Genomic DNA, 24,656 nt, shown 5'->3' with positions numbered 1-24,656 from the left:
GTCTTTTACCTCATGTTTCTAAGATTTTCTTTTAGGAGGGATTGGTAATGTCGTGAGACATGAACCTCCTTGTGGGTCTGATAAAAGGAAATGGTGCCAGTCCCTGAAAAGGACTTGTCCACTGAGTAAATCTGACGGATGTTTGCGATAGTTGACTTGGATACTCGAATAAAATAACGAGGCAAAATGGACTCCAACTCATAAAGTTTGAGACGAACTTCATAGGCTTCCTTCTGGTTATGAGCGTAGATCTTGCTCCCTTCTGTTTCAAAGAAGAGAATTTCTGACAGGTCTAGATAATATTCACCTGTCCCCTTGTAAAAAGTCAACCTCGGAGCCTTTGACTCTTGCAAAAGTCGTTGCAAGTCTGCAATTTCATCTGTCAAAGTGGGGGTCTTGATGACAATTTCAGTCTCCTCTAAATTGCCGTCAATCTCAATTCGTAACTTCATCACATCTCCTTTCTGACTCTACTATATCAAAGCTAAGTTAGGAATACAAGGACAAAAAAGCAAGTGGTCAATTTGAAGCAGTAAGTGGTTGTAAGACTAGCTTGACTTACATGTCAGAATAGGAAGAAAAGGAATCCCCACATCAGACCACAAGCATAGCCAACCAAGACATCCTTGGGATAATGAACACCCCCTAAAACCCTCACCAAGCCCAGCAAAGCTGAAAAGAGCAAGCATGCTAAGGCAACAGGTAGACTAGCATGCAGACAGGCCATGGAGATGATAGTTGCCGAAAAGACATGGCGACTGGGCATCGACTGTCCCGAACTATCCTTTTCAAGCAGAGGACTGATGTCCCAAGTTTCATAAGGTCGCGGGTGGTTGATTTTCTTACGAAAAAGAGACAAAATCACAAAACCTGATGCAGGAATAAGCACATAAACTCCAACTTCCTGACCAAGCCCTAGCCGCAGATAAGTAGTGACTAGCAAGGTCAGATAGACCAGGGGCATGGCGACTGTCATCAAACGATTGAAACTGCGTAACAGAAATAAAAGGGTGGGATGACTGATTAGTCTGGAGCTGATGTTTTGATACCATTCTTGATAATTTTTCATTTATGTTTCTCATATTTTTCTAGAACTTGTTGAGATGTTTTCCCCTTGGCAAGCCAATCCACTAGTTTGTCCAACCGACGTATTTCCTGCATCAGAGGGTCATCAATTTCCTCAATACGGACACCGCAAATCTTCCCTGTAATCGCAATTCGTTCAGGGACATAATAAGGTGCTTAGCGAAAAAAATCTCCGTAAGTAACATCCCTATCCAGACAAGCAAGAACGTCACTCACTTCATACCCTGTCAACCAACTGGTCACTTGGTGAACTGACTCTGCCTTTCCACCCTTTCGCTCAACTTTTGCAATCAAGGCTGAGTAGACAGCAGCAAATTTCATATTGTATAATTTCTGACTCATACTTCTCTCTTTCTATGTGTACTAGTATAAATAAGAAAAAGAAGGCCGTCAAGCCTTCTTTTGATTTATTCTTCTGCTTCGTCTTCTGTAAACTGACTATTGTACAAGTCGGCGTAGAAGCCACCTTGCGCCATCAGCTCCTCATGGTTTCCTTGTTCGATGATATTGCCATCTTTCATGACAAGAATCAAATCTGCATTACGAATCGTTGACAAGCGGTGGGCGATGACAAAGGAAGTTCGACCCTCCATCAAACGATCCATAGCTTTTTGGATCAATTCCTCTGTACGTGTGTCGACTGAGGATGTCGCTTCATCCAAAATCAAGAGTGGTGCATCCTTGAGAAGGGCACGAGCAATGGTCAAGAGCTGTTTTTGGCCGACAGACAAGGTCACGGTATCGTCCAAGATAGTATCGTAACCATCTGGCAAGGTCATGATAAAGTGGTGGATTCCCACAGCCTTGCTGGCTTCCATCATTCGTTCATCACTGATATCTGTCTGATTATAGATTAGGTTCTCTCGAATCGTTCCTTCAAAGAGCCAAGTATCTTGCAAGACCATTGAAAAGGCATCGTGCACTTCAGAGCGCTTCATGTCCTTGGTATCCACACCATCGATGCGGATACTTCCCTTATCAATCTCATAAAACTTCATCAAAAGATTGACAATGGTTGTCTTACCAGCCCCAGTCGGTCCAACGATAGCGACTTTCTGACCTGCATGAGCCGTCGCAGAAAAGTCATGGATGATGGTGCGCTCTGGTGTATAGCCAAAGGACACGTGATCAAAAACCACTTCCCCTTTCATATGGGCCAATTGTCTGTCCTTATGAGATTCATCCTGCATCTCAGCTTCAGCTAGAAATTCTAATACACGAGTCATGGCTGCACTCGCTTGTTGCAAGCTCGTAATCCCTTGAGCAATCTGTGACAGAGGTTGGGAGAAGGTCCGTACGTAAACCATAAAGGCTACAATAATCCCTATAGTGATATGTCCTTCTAACGCCAGCGCGGCCCCAACGATGATGACTAAGACATAACTAAAGTTCCCAACAAAGAACATGGCTGGCATCATGATACCAGAGATAAACTGAGATTTCCAGATACTATCATGCAAGTCTTGGTTTAAACCTGCAAATCTCGCTTTGGAGGTGTCCACTGCGTTGTAGCTGGTCACTACATTATGGCCAGAGTACATCTCTTCCACATAACCATTGACGGCCGCTAGATTATTTTGTTGGGCTTTAAAATAACCCTGTGACTTGGCCATGATTACGGAAACCGCCGCAAAACCAACAAGGGTTGATACAACGGTTACCAATGCCAAAATCCAGTTCATCCCAAACATGGTCACCAAGACAGCAATCAACAAGAAACTAGCTGAAAGAACTGTCCCTAGACTTTGGTTGAGAGATTGCGCTGCTGTATCCACATCATTGGTCACGCGCGAAAGGGTATCTCCTTGTGAATGACGGTCAAAGTAGCCAAGTGGTAAACGATTGATTTTTTCAGCGATTGCCGTCCGCAAGCGTTTTGAAAAATGCTGAATGCTCGTTGAAAAGATATAGGCCTGTGTATAGTTAAGGATGGCGCCAAATACATAGAGAATCACTAAAAAGCTAGCAATGTTTGACACAGCTACCAAGTCGATTTCTGTAGCCAAACCATCTGAAATCAAGTTAGTAATTTCTTTAATCTTAGTTGGACCATAAACGGTAATGATACTTGAAATGACTGCAGCCACAACTGCTATTAGGAGAGGGAGTTGGAGGCCTGCCATATAAGGTTTGCACTGTTTCCAGACCGAAACTTTTTTATTTTCCATGTTCCAATTCCTCCTTCGATAGTTGTGAGTAGGCAATTTCTTGGTAAACTTCGTTGGTAGCTAGAAGTTCCTTGTGGGTGCCTTGTCCCACGACTTTACCTTGATCCAAAACTAAGATCAGGTCGGCGTCCATAATGGTAGAAATCCGTTGCGCTACGATGAGCTTGGTCATGGATTTTGTTTTCTCAGCTAGTTCTTGGCGTAGGACACGATCTGTCTTGTAGTCCAAGGCTGAGAAGGAATCATCAAAGATAAGAATCTCTGGTTTACGAGCCAAGGCACGCGCAATGGCCAAACGCTGTCTTTGACCTCCTGAGAAGTTGGTTCCACCTTGGGCCACTTCTGATTCAAGTCCTGCTTCCTTTTCCTCGATGAAGCTTTTAGACTGGGCCAATTCCAAGGCTTGCCACATAGCAGCTTCGCTTAGAGGAGTTTCTTTGCTCTTACCAAAGTCCAAGTTCCCCTTGACATCTCCAGAAAAGAGTACAGCTTTTTGTGGAATATAACCGACCTTATTGCGCAAATCTTCCAAATCGTAATCTTGAACATTAACTCCGTCCACTAGGATTTGTCCATCTGAAACGTCGTAAAAACGTGGCAAGAGGTTGACTAGGGTGGACTTACCTGATCCAGTCGATCCGATGAAGGCCACGGTTTGACCTGTTTCTGCTTTGAAAGTGACATGTTCCACGACTGCTTCTGAGTTTTTAGAGTAGCGGAAAGTCACATCACGGAATTCCACTTGTCCTTGAACTGAAGGATCCGCTGTCTGTGCATGACTAGGATTTTCAATAGAAGAATGCAAGTCTAGCACCTGATTGATACGTCCTGCAGAAACCAAGGTACGAGGAAGGACGAAAAAGAGAGCACTCATGAGCAAGAAGCCCATCACGACCTGCATGGCATAAGACATGAAGACCACCATATCACTAAAGAGTGGTAGACGGTCTGTCAGGCTAGCATCGTTGATGATATAGGCTCCAATCCAGTAGATAGCTAGACTCAAGCCACTCGAAATCGCCATCATAATAGGATTCATAATGGCCATCAAACGATTGACAAATAGATTGAGACGGGTGACTTCAGCATTAGCTTCCTCAAATTTCTGATCTTGGTAGTCTTCAGCATTATAAGCACGCACCACTCGAATCCCTGTCAAACTTTCACGAGTAATACTATTGAGTTTATCTGTCAATTTTTGGATGACAGATTGTTTTGGAAAGGCCAGAGTCAGGAGAACAGTTGTCATCAAAACATTGACGATAACAGCGATTACTACTGCCCAGAGCCAGTATTCCGATTTCCCAAGGATTTTTCCAATGGCCCAGATAGCCATGATTGGTCCACGAGTAACCACTTGCAAGCCCATGGTAAAGAGCATCTGTACCTGTGTGATATCATTAGTCGTCCGAGTCAAGAGACTTGGGATTGAAAAGCGCTTGATCTCTGTCTGCGAAAAATCTAAAACACGATGAAATACGTCTCTACGTAGATGGGTTGTATAGGATGCTGCAACGCGAGCGGCAAAGAAACCAACCATAACAGATGAAAAGAAAGCCAATAAAGACAAACCAATCATCTTCGCAGCTGGTGACCAGAGTTCACCCAACTGCGTTCCAGACGTTCCTAGTAATTCTGTAATTTGCGAAATATAAGTCGGCACCTCTAACTCGAGATAGACCGAGAAACAAGTGAACAGAATCGTAAGGACAATCATTCCCCACTCTTTTCCTGTAATACGTTTAGCGAGTTTCTTCATTCTCTCCTCCTATCTTCTCAACATTTTCTTGCAATTGCCCGAGTACCTTTTCAAATATTGCCAAGTCCGAATCCGAAACACCCTCTAACAAACTCTGATCAATTCGATCAAAAAATACTTTAATTTCTTGCATCTGCGAACGCGATTTGTCGGTCAAACGAACAAATTTTGCTCGTTTATCACTTGGACTGGCCTCTAACTCGACCAAACCATTTTGTACCATACGCTTGACCAAGTTACTTGCCACAGACTTAGTAATATTGAGTTCTTGTTCAATATCCTTGATAAGCGTTAATTCTTGATCATGCTCACGACGATCTAAAAATCTCAAGACCTGCCCTTGCGGTCCACCCATAAATTCAATGCCACATCGCTTGGCTTCTTTCTGTACCATCAGGTGGACCTGGTGCCCAAAACGTTTAAAAATCAACATCGGCTTGTCCATGATTACTCCTTTCTCACGATTGAATATAGTTCTCTGGAGAACTAATTAAGTTTTCATGGGAACTATTTTATCACTTTCAGAAGAGATGTCAAGAAAAAAGTTTCTTAGAGAACTATTTTGGCACAAATTGACATTATGCAATATTTTTTCTATAATAAGCACTAACTACCATGGATAGAAATCCATTCACTCGATGAAGGGAGAAAACTTTCAAATGAAACCAGAAGAACAAAAAGTTTTAGGAATTTTAGCAACTATTTTTGGAGCCATCGCACTTTTAGGGTCTTGGATTCCGTTTATTAACTATCTGTCTTTTTTCATCGCTATTGTCGCTTTGATCTTGGGCATTATCGGCCTTATCGTCAACCTTAAAAAACGGAAAACGATGGCCATTATCGGAACATCCCTAGCAATTGCTTCTGTTGTACTTTTCTTTACGGCCCAGGTACTGTACGCTAATGTCTACAAAGAGTTTGTCAGGGAGTTTAACCGTTCCTACAGCGAGGCAAGTGCCTCAATGGAACGCGAAGAAGAAAGCGACTTGACAGATGATAGCGCCTATTCCATCCCTGAGGAGGAAGAAGACGATACCTTCACCTGGACCCGAGAACAGTTCGACGCCTTAATCGAAGGTGACCTTGACAACAAAGGAAAAGGTGGTACCAACTACAAGGATATTATCAAAAAGCACGGACTACCAGACTCCGAGTATAACTCCACTATCGGAGGTTATGATACGAGAAAAATCACCTATATCTCTATTGGTGACAAGATTAAGACCGTTACCTTAACTTTTGCAAAACAGGACAATGGACAGCTCTTGCTCGTCCATAAAATGGCTGTTGGCCTAGGAGGAAACCAGCAGCAAAAAGATTCAGATTCTGAAGCCAGAGTCTAGGTTCAAATATCAAAAAAACGAACAGCTAGTAAAACTGTTCGTTTTTCTATTAGAATCCATCTACGTTTGTGTAGATCTTTTGTACGTCTTCGTCGTCCTCAAGAACGCTGTAAAGTTTTTCAAAGATTTCAAGGTCTTCGCCTGACAATTCCACTTCAGACTGAGGAATCATTTCCAATTCTGTCACTTGGAATTCTTGGATACCTGACTCACGAAGGGCAACGATTGCCTTGTGAAGGTCTGTTGGAGCTGTGTAAACAGTAATTGTTCCTTCTTCTGCTTCTACATCATCCACATCCACATCCGCTTCTAGCAAAAGTTCAAAGATGGCATCCGCATCTTCACCAGCAAATACGATCACACCCTTGTTGTCAAAGAGGTATGAAACCGAACCTGAAGCACCCATGTTTCCGCCGTTTTTACCAAAGGCTGCACGGACATTGGCTGCCGTACGGTTAACGTTTGAAGTCAAGGTATCCACAATCAGCATAGAACCATTTGGTCCAAATCCTTCGTAACGTCCTTCTGTAAAGGTTTCGTCTGTGTTCCCTTTTGCCTTATCGATAGCCTTATCAATAACGTGTTTTGGCACCTGCGCTTGTTTAGCACGATCGATAACGAATTTCAAAGCAGTGTTTGATTCTGGATCTGGTTCCCCTTTTTTAGCTGCTACATAGATTTCTACACCAAATTTTGCATATACTTTAGAGTTAGCTCCATCTTTAGCCGTTTTCTTGGCTACGATATTGGCCCATTTACGTCCCATTAGGAATCTCCTTTTTTCACATTTTAATCTTTCTTATTATAACACAAGTTTTTTCGATTTTCACTAGAGGAAATGGATTTTGTTCAGCAAATCCAGCTAGGATTGTCCTTTGGCTGCCAAGATTGCCTTGCCTTCTTTTATCAGGGGATGACGGAAAAGTGAAAAGTACAGTTGGGTGGTCATGGCAACCCAGATAAGGGGTTCACAAAGGATAACTCCCCTATACCCTGCCCAAGGGATAATCAAAACCACAAAAACGATTTTCCCGATTAGTTCTATAAAGCTGGAAACAAGTGGTAAGATTTTTTGCCCCAATCCCTGCAAGCAATTGCGATAAATCAGCAAAAGGCTCAAAATCGGATAAAATACTGAACTGATTTGCAGGTAGAGACTACCATTTTCTACCAAGTAATTATCCGTTGAACTGGCCAAGAAGGAAACCAAGGTTGGACTAGCAAAAAAGAGGACGATACAAACAAAACCTGCCCAGAACATGCTCAGGCGACTCCCAATACCAAGACCTTGAACAATGCGGTCTGGGCGCTTGGCCCCGAGATTCTGAGAGGCAAAGGTCGTCATAGCAGAAGAAATAGCCGTCATCGGAAGAAGAGCAAAAGCCATAATGCGTCGCGCCGCTGTTTGCGCACTTATAATCACAGCTCCAAAGGTATTGACAGAAGACTGTAAAATCACACTACCGATAGACACAATTGAGCTCATCAGACCCATGGCCAAACCTTGCTCCAAAAGATCCGCGTACAAGGCCTTGTTCCATTTAAAATGCTTGAGCTGAGGGAGCAGTTCTGGAACACTCTTACGGATATAATAAAAGCAGAGAACAGCTGATAATCCTTGCGAGATAATGGTAGCAAGCCCCGCAGATTGAACTCCCAGATGCAGTTGCGTAATGAAATATAAATCCAGCACCACATTGACCAAGGCAGAAAAAATCAGAAATCCAAGAGCCGCTAGACTATCACCAATAGACCGCAACAATCCCGCAAAGAGGTTATAAGCAAAGCTAACACCTACACAAGTCACAATCATAGAAATATATTGATAGGATTGAGGAAGGATTTCAGCAGGGGTATCTAAATATTGCAAGAGTGGATACAGACCGACAAAGCCCATCAGCATAACCAAAATACTGAGAAGTCCTCCTAAAATCCAGGTTGCAGCAACTGCTTCTTTGATTTTAGTGAAATTACGAGCCCCATAATAGCGGGCAATGACAATCCCCATCCCATTGCCAACACCAAGCGTAAAGCCTATAATCAAGTCAAAAATGGCAGTTGTCGCCCCTACTGCAGCCAAGGAATCTTGACCAAGAAAACGCCCAACAATCAAGACATCAGCTGTATTATAAAGCTGTTGGAAAATATTTGACAGCAAGATTGGAAAGGCAAAGCTTAACAGCGCAGGAAGAATAGGACCATGTATCAAGTCCACGGATTGTTTCTTATTCATAAAGCTATTATATCAGCTTTCCAGAGGACCGACAAGATTCTTTAACGAATCCTGAAATCAATTGCTTACAGAGAGACAATTTGCTATAATCAAGAAAAGGAGGTCACTTATGAGTTTGACCAGTCAATTAATAACCGATGTGTTTCCAGATCTTGATAAAGTTGAAAAGCTAAATAACGAAGCTTTCCCCGAGGAAGAACGGGTCCCTCTTTCTGAGTTTTTGCGCTATCAGGACCGTGATGACGCCCACTTTTTTGCTTTTTATAACGAAGAAGAATTTGTTGGCTTTGCTTTTGCCATCTCCAACCAAAAGGCCTTCTATATTAGCTTTTTTGCCATCATGCCTCACTTAAGAAGTCATGGGTATGGAAAAGAGATCATCGAAAAGCTGACTGATTTTTACCAGCGAACCATGTTACTAGAAGTCGAGCGCTTGGATGAAGAATGCGATAACTTGGAGCAGAGAAAGGCTCGCATGGACTTCTATCGACAAAATGGCTTTAAAACAGCCAACGCTTTTCTAGAGTACGATGATCTGAGTTTTGAAATCCTCTACCGTGGCGACCATTTTGACGAAGAAGCCTATCGCGACATCTTCCAGAAGTTGCAAGATGAGCATTATTTTGACTTTCACATCGAATACCGTCGTTTTAGTGATCATTAGTTCTTTCATCTGAAATAAACATAAAAAGTAGCAGTTCCTATCTGCTACTTTTTATGTTATTCTTCAATTTCGATTTCAAGTCCATCGCCTAGGTCAAGTGTCACTTCTTGGTTAGGCGCTAGATCCTCAACGACAGAAGTAGGAGTTGTTTCTTCTTCATCTTCAATCAAGCCATATTGAACACGGACTTGATGGTCAATCTCATCAAAGACTTCTGGGTGATCTGCCAAGTATTTCTTAGCATTTTCAGAACCCTGACCGATCTTTTCATCCTTGTAAGAGTACCAAGCTCCTGCTTTTTTGATGATATCCAAATCACTTGCAATCTTCAAGAGCTCACCGGTCTTAGAAATTCCTTCTCCGTACATGATTTCAACGAAGGCTTCCTTAAACGGTGGAGCTACCTTATTTTTCACGACCTTAATCTTGGTTTCCTTACCGACATTGGTATCTTTTTGGTCACCAGTTCCCTTGATTTGTGTGCTTCCACGAACATCCAAACGGACTGAAGCGTAGAATTTCAGAGCACGTCCACCAGGTGTTGTTTCTGGATTTCCAAACATGACCCCAACTTTTTCGCGCAACTGGTTGATAAAGATGGCAATTGTTTTAGTCTTATTGATAGAAGCTCCGAGTTTACGCATGGCTTGGCTCATCATACGAGCCTGCAAACCAACGTGGCTGTCTCCAATGTCCCCATCGATTTCCGCACGAGGTACAAGAGCCGCAACTGAGTCGATAACGACAAGGTCAACTGCACCTGAGTCAATCAATTTTCCTGCAATTTCAAGACCTTGCTCTCCTGAGTCTGGTTGTGACAAGAGCAATTCATCAATGTTCACACCAAGTGCTGCTGCATAGGCTGGATCAAGAGCATGCTCCGCATCGATAAAGGCTGCGATACCACCTTCTTTTTGTGCTTGCGCGACAGCGTGAAGGGCAACCGTTGTCTTACCAGAAGACTCTGGTCCGTAGATTTCGATGATACGTCCCTTAGGATAACCACCTGAACCAAGAGCAATGTCAAGAGCCAAAGACCCTGAACTCATGACCTGCACTTTTTGCTCCGCACGTTCACCCAAACGCATGATTGAACCTTTACCGAAGTCTTTCTCAATCAATTTAAGAGCATCGTTCAAGGCTTTTTCACGATCCGCTCCAAACTTTTTTGAAATTTCATCTAATTTTTTTGGTTTTTTCGCCATTCTATTCTCCTATATTCTAATAGTCCTAAGACCTATCTACTATTATATCAAAAGTTAGTCACTTAATAAAGCCTTGCGAACTAGGTTAAAGGCATGCATGACCGCAATCTGACGAACATCTGCTCGGCTCCGCCCTGCGATATTAGCCTTGATAACTTCTGTCCCTTTTGCATGTGCCAAGCCAATAAAGACTGTCCCAGCTGGATGCCCCTCTAGGCTATCTGGCCCAGCCACACCCGTCAAACTGACTCCATAATCAGACTGAGTCTTTAGCCGTGCTTGCTCTGCCATCTTTTGAGCCGTAAACTCTGAAACGACCCCGTGTTCTTTTAGCTCTTGCTCGGCAATTTCCAGCATCTTGGACTTTTCTTCTAAGCTGTAAGTGACAAAACCGCCATTAAAGATGGCAGAAACGCCTGAAAAGTCTGCTAATGTCGCTTGAAAAAGGCCTGCCGTCAAGCTCTCTGCTGCAGTAATGCTTTTCTTTCTCTTCTTAAGCTCTTCTACAACGACACTTGCTAGGCTGCTCTCCTCCCCATATCCATAACAGATGTCTCGCAGAGAAAGTTCCTCGAAAGTCTGGCGATCTAAGATTTGATTTTCCAAGGTGTCCAATGCTTGATCAGCCTTTTCTTGACTGACTGCTTTTGTAGACAAACGCAAGGTCACCTCTCCCGTTTTGGCATAAGGTGCCAAGGTCGGATCAGTTTGATGGTCAATTAAATCCGCCAAAATGGTCACCAACTGACTTTCACCAATCCCAAAGAAACGGAGCACACGTGAGTATAACTTGGTACCAGTCATTAACTTAGGTAAGAGCTGATTTAAGACCATGGGTTTCAGCTCACTAGGAGGTCCTGGAAGGACTACGTAAGTCACGCCATCCACTTCCGATACCCCTCCTACTGCTAAACCTGTCTCATTTGGCAGTGGAGTCGCCCCTTCTACAATTTGGGCTTGGCGCTCATTATTCGGTGTCCGAGCATAGTCAGGTCTACGAGCAAAAAAGACATCCAGTTTCTCTTGCGCTTGAGGGTCAAACACTAAGTTTTTTCCCAAAAATTTTGCCAGAGTTTGTTTGGTTAAATCATCCTCAGTAGGCCCCAAGCCCCCTGTCAAAATAACTAGACTGCTACGCGAGCTCGCAATCTCAAGCAAGGACATGAGACGCGCTTCATTATCTCCGACAGCTGTTTGGAAGTAGACATCTACTCCAATTTCTGCTAGCTTTTCTGATAAAAACTGGGCGTTGGTATTGACGATCTGCCCTGTTAAAATTTCTGTTCCTACAGCAATAATTTCTGCTTTCATCTTTCCTCCTACCTATCTATTCGGATTCTTTTTGAAAAAATCGCAGGAAAGTCCCACGATTTGATTCTTTGTTTTATTCTATCTCTTCGTTTGAAGCATTTGTGGAAGGTGCTGTTCGACCATAAAGATTTTCATACAGAACAGCGTTGGTCTCCAACTCTGCTACGTCCTCTCTCCCTAGGGAACGACGCAAGAGATTTTGCATTTCTAGCATATGCTCTCTCGTTACGATTTGGTAAGAGATTCCTTGCAACTCAGCATCTTCACCACGAAGTTGATGTGTTTCGATGTTTTTAAAGGAATCTTGGTAACCAAGTAGTTGTGGAATACTGGAGGCAGACAAATCAACATTTGTCTGCATATTATCACTAAGCGCTTTTAAGATAGCTTGATAATGACTGATACTATTGAGGCTCAAGACCTTTTCCATAATCTTTTGAATGACTTCACGTTGACGTTTTTGACGACCATAGTCTCCCTCAGGATCCTGATAACGCATCCGTGAATAGACCAGGGCTTCCTCACCATTCAAAGTTTGCTCACCGACTCCAATCGAGATTTTATTAAATTCTTCCTGATCAGCAATCGAAATTGGAAAACCGAGTGTGTTGTTGACTGTGATGCCCCCAACTGCATCAACTAGCTGTTGGAGTCCTTGCATGTTGACCATCACATAACGATCGATATGAATGTTCATCATTTTTTGAATGGTTGAAATAGCCAACTCTGCACCGCCATTGGCATAGGCAGCATTGAGTTTTGCTTCCTGAACTTGGCCATTTCCAGTTTCAATCTTGGTCAAAATATCCCGTTCTAAACTCATCATAGTGGTTTTCTTGGTTTTCGGATTGACTGTCAGAAGAATCATGGAATCACTATTCCCCGCCCAAGGGTCTGTACGTTCTACATTTCCCGTATCTACCCCCATCAAAAGAATGGTCAAAGGCTCTGTCGCCTCAATCACGTTGGTTTCTTCACCAATTTTCTTATAAGTTTTTTTACTTAAGGTTTCAGTTCCTTGATAATAAATAGTATAGGCATATGCACCCACACCTAAAGCCGTTACTGCTAGAAAAGCTAGTAGCATTCCGATTATTTTTTTTACCATCTTATCATTTATCTATCAGTCTACCCATCAGGTAAACGTCTAAAAATATCCCTTCTTTTAAATAGGCTCCTCTTTCTTGTAAGCCTTCTGTAACAAATCCAAATTTTGAATAGAGGTGGATAGCTGCCTCGTTGCGCTTTTGTACACTGAGCTGCAAACGCTGCAGAACTCCACTGGTTTTAACCCACTCAATTCCCTCTTCAAGGAGTATGCTTCCTAAGCCATGATTCCAAAACTTCCTTTGGATGACCAAAAAGATATCCCCGATGTGGCGAATCCGTATACGTTGCTCTGCCGTGATGTTCAAAACACCTGCAATTTCATCATTCAGGAGGGCTAGGAGAGTGATTTGGTTATCTGAAGTCGCTTGCTTTTCAATAAAAAGCGCCATTTCAGAAGCTGTCATCAGGATACCATTTTCATCCAGACTGGTGAAATCTGTCTCCTGTCCAACTAAATCCAAGAATGCAACCAAAGCAGCTGCATCATGAGCTTCAGCCTCACGAATACAAAGTTCATACTCCATCTTGAAGCTCCTTGATCAATTCCTCAGCACGAGAACCCTGAGCGGTAAAATAGAGGCGACGACCCTCAGCCTCTTTCAAGAGTTCCAACTCCAAGTAGGAATCTGGCAAATCCTCACCCAAAAGATGTCCCCACTCGATAACGGTCACACCACCACCAAAGAGAAACTCATCCAAGTCAATCGAATCAGCATCCCCCTCAATCCGATAGACATCCAAGTGGTAGAGCGGAAGGCGACCCTCATACTCTCTCACGATGGTGTAGGTTGGACTTTTGATCATCTGACGAATCCCCAAGCCCTTGGCAAGACCCTTTGTAAAGGTTGTTTTACCAGCACCCAATTCCCCAGACAAGATCAAAACATCATTTTTTTGGAGCAAGGTTCCTAGGCGTTCTCCCAGATTAATCAGCTCTTCTTCATTTTTTGTGTACATGCTACTATTATACCAAAAAGTTTTCTTTTGTGTGAATTTTCTTTACAAACTTACTATAACAACTTTGGTAAAATAAGGGATTTTTATTGATAGAAAAGTGGTTTTAAAAAAATATACACATGGCGCCGACAAGTAAAATATCTCGGATTACATGCCCGTAAAAGGAAAATTCTCTTCTCATAGATTTTGGAAATAAAAACTGGGCAAAAATGAATCCCAAACCAACATAAAAAACAATGGATAAAACTGTCATTGGATTTCTCAAGAACAGCAAGGTTGTCAAAACTGTCAGGACAACTGTTTTTTTCTTATCGAGAGTGGTTTTCAAATCTCGACTGTACTTTTCAAATGGTAAAAAGACAAGTAAATCAATCCCAAACAAGAAAAAGAAGGAAGGCAAGAAAAGGTCTACCAACTCTTGCTGAAAAGCTGTCTGTGTTAAAATAGTCTCCGATAATACCAGACAGACACCTACTAGGTTTAAAACCAACAAGGTACTATAAAATAGTTTCACTTTTTTCTGACTGCTTATAATGCTATGAACATCCTGATCTTGGGTATAAAAGAAATTCATCCCCGTGCACAGACCTGATGCCAATACGATAAACACTAGAAAATAAGCGCTTGACTGCTTTAAGGTTAAGATGGCTCCCTTCCACAGTAAACAGCTACTCAGACTAATCTGGATCAAAGCCAGTAACAATAAGATGCGAATTGATTTTATCATTTTCAGTTCCCCTTTCGTATACATGATTATACTCTGCGAGAAAGATAAAAATTCACCTCTCTTCTCAAATGTCCAATTTTGACGCTCAACTGACAAAAATGAAAAATAGTTGAAGCGATCTGAGAGATATTGCTTCGTGCTCACCTAACCCCAATAGACAAAAGGGTAAAACAAAAGAGAACCCGAAGGCCCTCCTATTTGCTTTTATTCTACTGTTTCTTCAACTTGGATTTCCACAGTTTCATCTACTGGAGCGTTTTCTGTCTCTTCTTGTTCTGGAGCCAGATATTCTGCTTCATTGATAGCTTGTGGTTCAAGGTTACGATAGCGAGCCATACCAGTACCTGCTGGGATGATCTTACCGATGATAACATTTTCCTTGAGTCCAAGGAGATGGTCTTTCTTACCACGGATGGCTGCATCTGTAAGAACACGAGTTGTTTCCTGGAAGGAAGCCGCTGACAAGAAACTATTTGTTTCAAGTGAGGCTTTGGTGATTCCCATAAGAACTGGGCGACCAGTCGCTGGAACTCCACCTGCGATAAGAACATCCTTGTTAGCATCTGTAAAGTCGTTGATATCCATGAGAGTACCCATGAGAAGATCTGTGTCCCCTGGATCCATGACACGAACTTTACGGATCATTTGACGAACCATTACCTCGATGTGTTTGTCACCGATTTCTACCCCTTGGCTGCGGTAAACTTTTTGTACTTCACCGAGAAGGTAAGTTTCAACAGACAAGACATCACGAACTGCAAGGAGACGTTTTGGTTGGATAGAACCTTCTGTAAGAGCAGCACCGCGAGAGACTTGGTCTCCAACTTCAACACGCATACGTGCTGTAAATGGAACCACGTACTCACCTTCGCCAGTTTCACCCTTAACAAAGACTTTCTTGGTACGAGTTGACGCGTCTTCTTCGATGGCAGTAACTTGTCCTTTGACCTCTGTGATGACCGCTTCCCCTTTAGGATTGCGGGCTTCAAAGATTTCTTGGACACGAGGAAGACCCTGAGTGATATCGGTATTTGAGGCAACCCCACCCGTGTGGAAGGTACGCATTGTAAGCTGTGTACCAGGTTCCCCGATAGATTGGGCAGCGATTGTACCAACTGCTTCACCAACTTCAACCGCATCACCTGTCGCCAAGTTGATACCATAACAGTGACGACAGACACCATGACGAGTGTTACATGTAAATACAGAACGGATAGTCACTTCTTCCACGCCAGCATTAACAATTTCACGCGCCTTGTCTTCTGTAATCAACTCATTTGGCCCGATGATAACCGCACCAGTTTCTGGATGTTTAACAGTTTTCTTAGTGTAACGACCATTGAGACGCTCTTCGAGAGACTCGATCATCTCTTTTCCTTCTGCGATAGAACGGATCAAGAGACCACGGTCTGTTCCACAGTCGTCCTCACGGATGATAACGTCTTGGGCAACGTCAACCAAACGACGAGTCAAGTAGCCTGAGTCGGCTGTCTTAAGGGCTGTATCGGTCATACCTTTACGGGCACCGTGAGTTGAGAAGAACATTTCGAGTACTGACAAACCTTCACGGAAGTTTGAAAGGATTGGCAATTCCATGATACGTCCGTTCGGAGCCGCCATCAGACCACGCATACCGGCAAGCTGTGAGAAGTTTGAGATGTTACCACGGGCTCCAGAGTCCATCATCATAACGATTGGGTTCTTAGGATCTTGGTTGGCAACCAAACGTTTCTCCAATTTTTCACGAGCAGCACGCCATTCAGCTGTAACAGCGTTGTAGCGCTCATCGTCCGTGATCATACCACGACGGAATTGTTTGGTGATTTGTTCTACACGTTTGTGTGATTCTTCAATGATTTCAGCCTTGTCTTCAACAACTGGGATATCGGCAATACCCACTGTCAAACCTGCAAGAGTTGAGTGGTGGTAACCGAGGTTCTTCATGCGGTCAAGTAGGGCAGAAGTTTCTGTCGTACGGAAACGTTTGAAGATTTCAGCGATGATATTCCCAAGATTTTTCTTCTTGAATGGAGGGTTGAGTTCAAGATTGCTGATTGCTTCCTTGATATCTCCACCTAGTGGCAAGAAGTATTTAGCTGGAACACCTTCTGTTAAGTTAGCATTTGTAGGTTCTTGTAAGTAAGGCAGACCCTCTGGCATGATGTCGTTGAAAAGGATTTTACCAACAGTTGTCAACAAGACCTTGTGTTTTTGCTCTTCTGTCCATGGTTTGTTAAGGCTGTCTGTTGCAATACCAACACGTGAGTGGAGGTGAACATAACCATTACGGTAAGCCATAACCGCTTCGTCACGGTCTTTGAAGACCATTCCTTCCCCTTCACGACCAGCTTCTTCCATGGTCAAGTAGTAGTTACCCAAAACCATGTCCTGAGATGGAGTAACAACTGGTTTACCATCTTTCGGGTTCAAGATATGCTCAGCAGCCAACATCAAGATACGAGCTTCTGCTTGAGCTTCTTCTGAAAGCGGTACGTGGATGGCCATTTGGTCCCCGTCAAAGTCGGCATTGTAGGCTTCACAGACAAGCGGGTGCAAGCGAAGGGCCTTACCATCAATCAAGACTGGCTCGAAGGCTTGGATACCCAAACGGTGAAGGGTCGGTGCGCGGTTCAAAAGAACTGGGTGTTCTTTGATTACTTCTTCAAGGATATCCCAGATGCGTTCGTCTCCACGTTCCACCAAGCGTTTAGCTGCCTTAACGTTTTGCACGATGTCACGGGCAACGATTTCACGCATGACGAATGGTTTAAAGAGCTCGATCGCCATTTCACGTGGCACACCACATTGGTACATCTTAAGAGTTGGACCAACGGCGATAACGGAACGTCCTGAGAAGTCAACACGTTTACCGAGCAAGTTTTGACGGAAGCGTCCTTGTTTCCCTTTGAGCATGTGGCTCAATGATTTAAGTGGACGGCTACCTGGTCCTGTAATCGGACGACCACGACGACCATTATCAATCAAAGCGTCAACTGCTTCTTGAAGCATACGCTTCTCATTTTGAACGATGATACCTGGTGCGTTCAACTCAAGCAAACGAGCCAAGCGGTTGTTACGGTTGATAACACGACGGTAAAGGTCGTTCAAGTCAGATGAGGCAAAACGGCCACCATCCAACTGCAACATTGGACGGAGATCTGGTGGAATAACTGGAAGGATGTTGAGAATCATCCATTCAGGTTTATTTCCAGACTTGTAAAAGGCATCCAAAACATCCAAACGTCGGATGGCTTTGACACGTTTTTGTCCAGTAGCTGTTTTCAACTCTTCTTTGAGTTCAGCAATTTCTTTTTCAAGATCTACTTGTTTCAAAAGGTCTTGGATAGCTTCGGCACCCATCTTGGCAACGAATGATCCATAGCCATACTCACGCAAGCGCTCACGGTATTCGCGCTCTGTCATGATTGATTTGTGCTCAAGTGGAGTATCCTTAGGATCAATCACCACATAAGCCGCAAAGTAGATAACTTCCTCGAGGGCTCGAGGACTCATATCAAGGGTCAAGCCCATACGGCTTGGAATCCCCTTGAAATACCAGATGTGAGATACAGGAGCTTTCAACTCGATGTGTCCCATACGCTCACGACGAACTTTCGTACGCGTTACTTCAACCCCACAGCGGTCACAAACAATCCCTCTGTAACGAATGCGTTTGTACTTACCACAAGCACATTCCCAGTCCTTTGTAGGACCGAAGATGACTTCGTCAAAGAGTCCTTCACGTTCTGGTTTCAACGTACGGTAATTGATTGTTTCAGGTTTTTTGACTTCTCCATAAGACCATGAACGGACTTTGCTTGGAGAAGCTAGGGTGATTTGCATACTTTTAAAACGATTTACATCAACCACTATTTCTTCCCTTTCTATTCTAAGTGAACTGCTTATTCTTGGTCAGCAGCTTCTTCTGTTGCTTCCGCTTTTGCAGTTTCTTCAGCTTCAAAGGCTGCTTTTGCATCTTGGGCTGCTTTTTCGCGGGCTTTTTCAAGGTCATCTACGTGGATGACATCTTCGTCCATTCCTTCATCCAAGTCACGAAGTTCCACTTCTTGATCATCTTCGTCAAGGACACGCATGTCAAGACCAAGAGACTGCAATTCTTTCACAAGAACTCGGAAGGATTCTGGGACACCTGGTTTTGGAATTGGTTTTCCTTTTGTGATAGCTTCATAAGCTTTCAAACGTCCGTTAATATCGTCAGACTTGTAGGTCAAGATTTCTTGAAGGACATTTGACGCACCGTAGGCTTCAAGAGCCCAAACCTCCATCTCACCGAAACGTTGTCCACCAAACTGAGCTTTACCTCCAAGTGGCTGTTGAGTAACGGTTGAGTAAGGTCCGACTGAACGCGCGTGCAATTTATCGTCAACCATGTGGTGGAGTTTGATCATGTACATGACACCAACTGATACACGGTTGTCAAATGGCTCACCTGTACGTCCATCGTAAAGGATTGTTTTGGCATCGCTATCCATACCTGCTTCTTTGACAGTGTCCCAAAGGTCTTCAGAACTTGCTCCGTCAAAGACTGGTGTTGCGATGTGGATACCAAGAGTACGAGCTGCCATACCAAGGTGGAGTTCCATAACCTGACCGATATTCATACGTGATGGCACCCCAAGTGGGTTCAACATGATATCGACTGGAGTTCCATCTGGAAGGTAAGGCATGTCTTCTACAGGAACGATACGAGAGACAACCCCTTTGTTTCCGTGACGTCCAGCCATCTTATCCCCGACCTTGATCTTACGTTTTTGAGCGATGTAGACGCGAACCAGCATGTTAACGCCAGATTGCAACTCATCTCCATTTGCACGTGTAAAGATCTTAACATCACGAACGACACCATCGGCACCGTGTGGTACACGAAGAGAAGTGTCACGCACCTCACGAGACTTGTCTCCGAAGATAGCGTGCAAGAGACGTTCTTCAGCTGAAAGGTCTTTCTCACCCTTAGGTGTGACTTTACCTACAAGGATATCGCCTTCTTTAACCTCAGCACCGATACGGATAATCCCCATTTCGTCAAGGTCTTTAAGGGCATCTTCCCCAACGTTTGGAATTTCACGAGTAATTTCTTCAGGCCCAAGCTTTGTATCGCGCGTTTCTGATTCGTATTCTTCGAGGTGGACAGATGTGTAGACATCGTCTTTGACCAAGCGTTCGCTCATGATAACGGCATCCTCGAAGTTGTAACCTTCCCATGTCATGTAGGCAACGATTGGGTTTTGTCCCAGCGCCATTTCTCCATTTTCCATAGAAGGCCCGTCAGCGATGAAATCGCCTTTTTCAACGACATCGCCAACTTTAACGAGAGTGCGTTGGTTGTAGGCAGTACCTGAGTTAGAACGACGGAATTTTTGGATGTGGTAAACGTCCAATGAACCATCTTCACGGCGTACTTCTACCTTGTCAGCATCTGCGTATGTAACTTTACCATCATACTGAGCAATCACAGCCGCTCCAGAGTCATGGGCTGCTTGATACTCCATACCAGTACCAACGTAAGGAGCTTTTGGATCAATCAATGGCACAGCCTGACGTTGCATGTTGGCACCCATGAGGGCACGGTTGGAGTCATCGTTTTCCAAGAAAGGAATACATGCAGTCGCAACGGCAACTACCTGTTTTGGTGACACGTCCATGTAGTCAACCACTTCTGCTGGATACTCTTGGTTGACCCCTTGGTGACGTCCCATGACAACTTTCTCAGCAAAAGTACCATCTTCGTTGAGGCGAGAGTTAGCCTGCGCTACAGTAAATTCATCTTCTTCATCGGCTGTCAACCAAACGATTTCGTTTGTGACTACACCTGTTTCACGGTCAACCTTACGGTATGGAGTTTGAACAAATCCATACTTGTTCAAGTGTCCGTATGATGACAAGTTATTGATCAAACCGATGTTAGGTCCCTCAGGTGTCTCGATTGGACACATACGACCATAGTGAGTATAGTGCACGTCACGTACTTCATATCCAGCACGGTCACGTGTCAAACCACCAGGTCCCAAGGCTGACAAACGGCGTTTGTGAGACAACTCAGAAAGCGGGTTGTGTTGGTCCATGAACTGTGACAACTGTGATGAACCAAAGAATTCTTTAACCGCAGCTGTTACAGGACGGATATTGATGATTTGTTGTGGTGTTAAAACTTCATTGTCCTGAACAGACATACGTTCACGGACATTACGTTCCATACGAGAAAGTCCAAGACGTACTTGATTGGCAAGCAATTCACCAACTGCACGGATACGACGGTTCCCAAGGTGGTCGATATCATCCACACGTCCGATACCTTCCGCCAAGTTGAGGAAGTAGCTCATTTCTGCAAGGATATCCGCAGGAGTTACAACACGAACCTTGTCGTCAGGATTGGCATTTCCGATGATGGTTACAACACGGTCTGGGTCCGTCGGAGCAACAACCTTGAATTTTTGAAGGACAACTGGTTCTGTCTGAACAGCTGCATCGTTTGGAATATAAACAATCTTGTTCAAGTCGCCATCCAAGTGGTGCTCGATGCTTTCAATCACGCTACGAGTCATAACGGTCCCAGCTTCTACCAAGATTTCACCAGTTTCAGGGTCTACCAATGGCTCCGCAATGGTTTGGTTGAGCAAGCGTGTTTTAACGTTGAGTTTTTTATTGATCTTGTAACGACCAACTGCGGCCAAATCGTAGCGGCGTGGGTCGAAGAAACGTGCCACAAGCAAGCTACGTGAGCTCTCAGCAGTCTTAGGCTCACCTGGACGAAGGCGTTCGTAGATTTCTTTCAAGGCTTCGTCTGTACGAGAGTCCATTGGATTCTTGTGGATATCTTTTTCAACAGTATTGCGAACCAATTCGCTGTCACCGAAGATATCAAAGATTTCATCATCACCTGAGAAACCAAGCGCACGAACCAAGGTCGTAAATGGAATCTTACGAGTACGGTCGATACGAGTATAGGCGATGTCTTTTGAGTCGCTTTCCAGTTCCAACCAAGCTCCACGGTTAGGGATAACAGTTGAACCGTAACCCACTTTACCGTTTTTATCAACTTTATCGTTAAAGTAAACACCTGGCGAGCGAACCAACTGAGATACGATAATACGTTCACCACCATTGATGATGAAGGTTCCCATTTCTGTCATGATTGGGAAATCACCAAAGAAGACTTCTTGGGTCTTGATTTCGCCTGTTTCTTTATTGATCAAGCGGAAGGTTACAAAAATTGGTGCTGAGTAGCTGGCATCGTGGATACGCGCTTCTTCGAGCGTGTATTTGGGTTCCTTGATTTCATAGCCAACAAATTCCAACTCCATTGTGTCTGTGAAGTTTGAAATTGGCAATACATCTTCAAACACTTCCTTAAGACCATGGTCTAGGAAAGCTTTGAATGAATCTGTTTGAATTTCAATCAAATTTGGTAAGTCAAGAACTTCTTTGATTCTTGAAAAACTACGACGGGTACGATGTTTCCCGTATTGAACGTCATGTCCTGCCAAGATGATTCTCCTTTGTAAATAAGTTCCAAGCCTTATCAATCAGGCTTTTCTAATCGTCATATGGTTATAAAAAACCTTATCACCATGTCCCTTCGATGAATTTTCAGAATCTTTAAATCTTTGTTACAAGCACTCGAAAACCTGAAAAAAAGCACAAAAAGAGCAGCTAAATCCGACTTTTTCAGAAGATTTAACTGCTGTGAGTCATGTCTGGACAATATTTCAGACAAAACCTACGACAAATGATTATTTTTATTATACCTTATTAGGTAAGATTTTTCAAGGTTTTTTACCATTTTTCAAACAATTTTTTCCTATATATTATTGCTAAATTTCGAGTTCAAGTTAGCCAGCAAGCAGAAATTCTCTGGGAGACTTGTAGTCCAAGCATTTTTTAGGATAGTTGTTAATCCAATTTTCGATGAAGGCGACTTCCTTAGGAGTCGTTTTCTTAGTACCTTTTCTAGGATAAAGGGGATTCTGTTTGTTCAATCCCAATTTTACATGATGAATCCAGTAGTAGATGGTTGACATTCCCAATGTAAGACCCTTAACCTTGACCATCATTTCAGGAGACAACTTTTGGTTATGATAGTGGAGAATCTTTTGTTTTAGTTCTTTGGTCAAGATTGATTTCTTCACGAAGCGCTTCCGATTGGTTTCATAAAGCATTTGAGCATAGTCGGCAGAATAAATCTTTTTGAATCGTCCCTTTTCTAGACATTGCAGGACTGTCCCACGCTTGATTTCATTGTGGATGGTCTGAGGAGCTTTTCCAAGTAGAGAGGCGATTTCTCTATTTGATTTCCCTTATATTTTCCATCGTTCGATTAAGCGACGACTATGGATTGTCAAGTGTTTAGCTTTTGTAGTATAATTGATTTGCATCTCTGTTCCTTTCTTGTGTTTGTGGTGAACAACAAGTATAACACAGAGGTGTTTTCTTATGCCTATATGATCTTTCATTTGACAACATCTTCAAGCCTATTATCAAATGAAATCAGGAGCTAACTATAAGTTAGTTAAATCATTACATTTTTAGGAAGGCTAGGTGGGGCTCTATAATATTTGTAGTGGGTAAATCCCCTATAGATATGATGGAGCCTATTTTGTTGTAGAAAAAAAGTCCCATATGACCTATAATGAAAAGTGACCAAACCATCATTAGAAAGAATCATATGGAACCATTATATTTTATCACAAAACTACTCGATATTAAAGACCCTAATATCCAGATTCTAGATATCATCAATATGGATACCCTCAAGGAAATCACCGCTAAACTGGACTATGACGCCCCATCTTGTCCTGATTGCGGAACACAAATGAAGAAATATGACTTTCAAAAATCGTCTAAGATTCCTTACCTCGAAACAACTGGTATTCCTACCAGAATTCTTCTGAAAAAGCGTCGTTTTAAATGCTATCAGTGCTCGAAAAGGATGGTCGCTGAGACTTCCCTAGTCAAGAAAAATCATCAAATCCCTCGTATTATCAACCAAAAAATTGCTCAAAAGTTGATTGAAAAGACTTCTATGACCGATATTGCTCATCAGCTGTCTATTTCAACTTCAACTGTCATTCGCAAGCTTAATGACTTTAGTCGACTTCATAAGACTATGTCCTGAGACGAGTACGCCTTTAAAATGAGTTTTACCGTACAAGGCTTTAAGAAGCTCAATATCATCGCTGTCCTTGAGGGAAGAACACAAGCTGTTATCCGAAATCACTTTCTTCGATACGATAGAGCCGTTCACTGTCAGGTGAAAATCATTACAATGGATATGTTTAGCCCTTACTATAACTTGGCTAAACGACTTCGCTTTCGAATTTCTAGGCTCAGGCTGAAACAGTCTCCCAGACTGTTTCACTCCCAAATGCTAAAATCGTTCTAGATCGCTTTCACATTGTTCAACATCTTAGCCGTGCTATGAGTCGTGTTCGTGTTCAAATTATGAATCAGTTTGATCGGAAATCCCATGAATACAAGGCTATCAAGCGCTACTGGAAGCTCATTCAACAAGATAGTCGTAAACTCAGCGATAAGCGATTTTATCGCCCTACTTTTCGTATGCACTTAACGAATAGAGAAATTCTAGACAAGCTTTTGAGCTATTCCGAAGACTTAAAACACCACTATAATCTCTATCAGCTCTTGCTTTTTCACTTTCAGAATAAGGAACCGAAGAAATTTTTCGGACTCATTGAGGACAACCTAAAGCTGGTTCATCCTCTTTTTCAGACTGTCTTTAAAACCTTTCTCAAGGACAAATAGAAAATCGTCAACGCCCTTCAGTTACCCTATTCTAATGCAAAATTAGAAGCGACTAATAATCTCATTAAACTCATCAAACGAAATGCCTTTGGTTTTCGAAACTTTGAAAACTTCAAAAAACGGATTTTCATCGCTCTCAACATCAAAAAAGAAAGGACGAAATTCGTCCTTTCTCGATCTTAGCTGACTTCAACCCACTACAGTTGACAAAGAGCCAAATTGGCAGACGCACCAGATTTAGGATCTGGCGCTTAACGGCGTGAAAGATACTCACTTAAGTATCTTGGTCAATAAATCAATCGGGAAGACAGGA

17 protein-coding genes and 3 pseudogenes are annotated in these 24,656 nt (G+C 43.0%); 3 read left to right on the top strand and 17 right to left on the bottom strand.

Annotated features, from left to right (window positions below; all coding sequences use genetic code 11):
* Positions 1-5: 5 nt before the first annotated feature.
* The 6 genes and pseudogenes from HT680_RS00100 to HT680_RS00075 all read right to left on the bottom strand — a co-directional run bounded on the left by HT680_RS00100 (position 6) and on the right by HT680_RS00075 (position 5,458).
* The gene (locus tag HT680_RS00100) at positions 6-452 is read right to left on the bottom strand and encodes a LytTR family DNA-binding domain-containing protein (protein WP_000776588.1); all 447 of its coding nucleotides are present in this window, start codon (positions 450-452) and stop codon (positions 6-8) included.
* Between the two features lie 113 nt (positions 453-565).
* Positions 566-1,069, bottom strand: a complete 504-nt coding sequence (locus tag HT680_RS00095) for a phosphatase PAP2 family protein (protein WP_173257329.1) — start codon at positions 1,067-1,069, stop codon at positions 566-568.
* Positions 1,066-1,428, bottom strand: a pseudogene (locus tag HT680_RS00090) (DUF2200 family protein). Before HT680_RS00090 ends, HT680_RS00095 begins: the two are co-directional and overlap by 4 nt.
* Positions 1,429-1,493: 65 nt before the next feature.
* A complete protein-coding gene (locus tag HT680_RS00085) occupies positions 1,494-3,254 on the bottom strand; it encodes an ABC transporter ATP-binding protein (RefSeq protein ID WP_173257327.1) in 1,761 nt (586 codons plus the stop codon).
* Entirely contained in the window at positions 3,244-5,013 is a 1,770-nt protein-coding gene (locus HT680_RS00080; RefSeq protein WP_173257324.1) for an ABC transporter ATP-binding protein, read from the bottom strand. Before HT680_RS00080 ends, HT680_RS00085 begins: the two co-directional genes overlap by 11 nt.
* On the bottom strand, positions 4,997-5,458 hold the full coding sequence (locus HT680_RS00075; protein ID WP_173257322.1) for a MarR family winged helix-turn-helix transcriptional regulator: 462 nt from the start codon (positions 5,456-5,458) through the stop codon (positions 4,997-4,999). The genes HT680_RS00080 and HT680_RS00075 overlap by 17 nt, the downstream gene beginning before the upstream one ends.
* Positions 5,459-5,651: 193 nt before the next feature.
* On the opposite strand from HT680_RS00075, the gene HT680_RS00070 reads away from it, so the two are divergent.
* Positions 5,652-6,356, top strand: coding sequence for a CD20-like domain-containing protein (locus HT680_RS00070; RefSeq protein WP_173257320.1), 705 nt, complete (start codon positions 5,652-5,654; stop codon positions 6,354-6,356).
* A gap of 49 nt (positions 6,357-6,405) precedes the next feature.
* On the opposite strand, the gene HT680_RS00065 is transcribed toward HT680_RS00070, so the two are convergent.
* Together HT680_RS00065 and HT680_RS00060 are read right to left on the bottom strand one after the other, a co-directional pair.
* Positions 6,406-7,122 (bottom strand): YebC/PmpR family DNA-binding transcriptional regulator, encoded by a 717-nt coding sequence (locus tag HT680_RS00065; RefSeq protein WP_173257318.1) that lies wholly within the window; start codon positions 7,120-7,122, stop codon positions 6,406-6,408.
* Between the two features lie 96 nt (positions 7,123-7,218).
* Entirely contained in the window at positions 7,219-8,589 is a 1,371-nt protein-coding gene (locus tag HT680_RS00060; protein WP_173257316.1) for an MATE family efflux transporter, read from the bottom strand.
* Between the two features lie 109 nt (positions 8,590-8,698).
* On the opposite strand from HT680_RS00060, the gene HT680_RS00055 reads away from it, so the two are divergent.
* Positions 8,699-9,253, top strand: a complete 555-nt coding sequence (locus HT680_RS00055; protein WP_084974026.1) for a GNAT family N-acetyltransferase — start codon at positions 8,699-8,701, stop codon at positions 9,251-9,253.
* A gap of 56 nt (positions 9,254-9,309) precedes the next feature.
* Here HT680_RS00055 and recA read toward each other — a convergent pair whose 3' ends face one another.
* The 9 genes and pseudogenes from recA to HT680_RS00010 all read right to left on the bottom strand — a co-directional run bounded on the left by recA (position 9,310) and on the right by HT680_RS00010 (position 22,956).
* The gene (gene recA / locus HT680_RS00050; protein ID WP_173257314.1) at positions 9,310-10,458 is read right to left on the bottom strand and encodes a recombinase RecA; all 1,149 of its coding nucleotides are present in this window, start codon (positions 10,456-10,458) and stop codon (positions 9,310-9,312) included.
* Positions 10,459-10,512: 54 nt separating this feature from the next.
* Positions 10,513-11,769: a competence/damage-inducible protein A gene (locus HT680_RS00045; RefSeq protein ID WP_173257312.1), complete on the bottom strand. Its 1,257-nt coding sequence runs from the start codon at positions 11,767-11,769 to the stop codon at positions 10,513-10,515.
* Between the two features lie 73 nt (positions 11,770-11,842).
* A complete protein-coding gene (locus HT680_RS00040; protein WP_009014109.1) occupies positions 11,843-12,877 on the bottom strand; it encodes an LCP family protein in 1,035 nt (344 codons plus the stop codon).
* A gap of 4 nt (positions 12,878-12,881) precedes the next feature.
* On the bottom strand, positions 12,882-13,403 hold the full coding sequence (locus HT680_RS00035; protein WP_173257310.1) for a GNAT family N-acetyltransferase: 522 nt from the start codon (positions 13,401-13,403) through the stop codon (positions 12,882-12,884).
* Positions 13,393-13,836, bottom strand: a complete 444-nt coding sequence (gene tsaE, locus HT680_RS00030; RefSeq protein ID WP_061417733.1) for a tRNA (adenosine(37)-N6)-threonylcarbamoyltransferase complex ATPase subunit type 1 TsaE — start codon at positions 13,834-13,836, stop codon at positions 13,393-13,395. The genes HT680_RS00035 and tsaE overlap by 11 nt, the downstream gene beginning before the upstream one ends.
* A gap of 103 nt (positions 13,837-13,939) precedes the next feature.
* Positions 13,940-14,563 carry a hypothetical protein gene (locus HT680_RS00025; protein ID WP_173257308.1) on the bottom strand — a complete coding sequence of 208 codons (624 nt, stop codon included), beginning with the start codon at positions 14,561-14,563 and terminating at the stop codon, positions 13,940-13,942.
* 204 nt (positions 14,564-14,767) lie between these two features.
* On the bottom strand, positions 14,768-18,433 hold the full coding sequence (gene rpoC, locus HT680_RS00020) for a DNA-directed RNA polymerase subunit beta' (protein ID WP_173257306.1): 3,666 nt from the start codon (positions 18,431-18,433) through the stop codon (positions 14,768-14,770).
* Positions 18,434-18,465: 32 nt separating this feature from the next.
* Entirely contained in the window at positions 18,466-22,068 is a 3,603-nt protein-coding gene (gene rpoB, locus HT680_RS00015) for a DNA-directed RNA polymerase subunit beta (RefSeq protein ID WP_173257304.1), read from the bottom strand.
* Between the two features lie 345 nt (positions 22,069-22,413).
* Positions 22,414-22,956 (bottom strand): annotated as a pseudogene (locus tag HT680_RS00010) (helix-turn-helix domain-containing protein).
* 290 nt (positions 22,957-23,246) lie between these two features.
* Here HT680_RS00010 and HT680_RS00005 point away from each other — a divergent pair.
* Positions 23,247-24,526: pseudogene (locus HT680_RS00005) on the top strand (transposase).
* Positions 24,527-24,656 lie beyond the last annotated feature (130 nt).

The organism is Streptococcus sp. 5905 (assembly GCF_013276505.1).
Taxonomy (GTDB): Bacteria; Bacillota; Bacilli; order Lactobacillales; family Streptococcaceae; genus Streptococcus.
Note: the sequence above shows the minus strand (reverse complement) of the source record. Positions and strands in the feature narration are given on the sequence as shown.

Coding starts and splice junctions, on each gene's coding strand:
- HT680_RS00100 (WP_000776588.1), bottom strand. CDS start 452: ATGAAGTTACGAATTGAGATTGACGGCAATTTAGAGGAGACTGAAATT.
- HT680_RS00095 (WP_173257329.1), bottom strand. CDS start 1,069: ATGAAAAATTATCAAGAATGGTATCAAAACATCAGCTCCAGACTAATC.
- HT680_RS00085 (WP_173257327.1), bottom strand. CDS start 3,254: ATGGAAAATAAAAAAGTTTCGGTCTGGAAACAGTGCAAACCTTATATG.
- HT680_RS00080 (WP_173257324.1), bottom strand. CDS start 5,013: ATGAAGAAACTCGCTAAACGTATTACAGGAAAAGAGTGGGGAATGATT.
- HT680_RS00075 (WP_173257322.1), bottom strand. CDS start 5,458: ATGGACAAGCCGATGTTGATTTTTAAACGTTTTGGGCACCAGGTCCAC.
- HT680_RS00070 (WP_173257320.1), top strand. CDS start 5,652: ATGAAGGGAGAAAACTTTCAAATGAAACCAGAAGAACAAAAAGTTTTA.
- HT680_RS00065 (WP_173257318.1), bottom strand. CDS start 7,122: ATGGGACGTAAATGGGCCAATATCGTAGCCAAGAAAACGGCTAAAGAT.
- HT680_RS00060 (WP_173257316.1), bottom strand. CDS start 8,589: ATGAATAAGAAACAATCCGTGGACTTGATACATGGTCCTATTCTTCCT.
- HT680_RS00055 (WP_084974026.1), top strand. CDS start 8,699: ATGAGTTTGACCAGTCAATTAATAACCGATGTGTTTCCAGATCTTGAT.
- recA (WP_173257314.1), bottom strand. CDS start 10,458: ATGGCGAAAAAACCAAAAAAATTAGATGAAATTTCAAAAAAGTTTGGA.
- HT680_RS00045 (WP_173257312.1), bottom strand. CDS start 11,769: ATGAAAGCAGAAATTATTGCTGTAGGAACAGAAATTTTAACAGGGCAG.
- HT680_RS00040 (WP_009014109.1), bottom strand. CDS start 12,877: ATGGTAAAAAAAATAATCGGAATGCTACTAGCTTTTCTAGCAGTAACG.
- HT680_RS00035 (WP_173257310.1), bottom strand. CDS start 13,403: ATGGAGTATGAACTTTGTATTCGTGAGGCTGAAGCTCATGATGCAGCT.
- tsaE (WP_061417733.1), bottom strand. CDS start 13,836: ATGTACACAAAAAATGAAGAAGAGCTGATTAATCTGGGAGAACGCCTA.
- HT680_RS00025 (WP_173257308.1), bottom strand. CDS start 14,563: ATGATAAAATCAATTCGCATCTTATTGTTACTGGCTTTGATCCAGATT.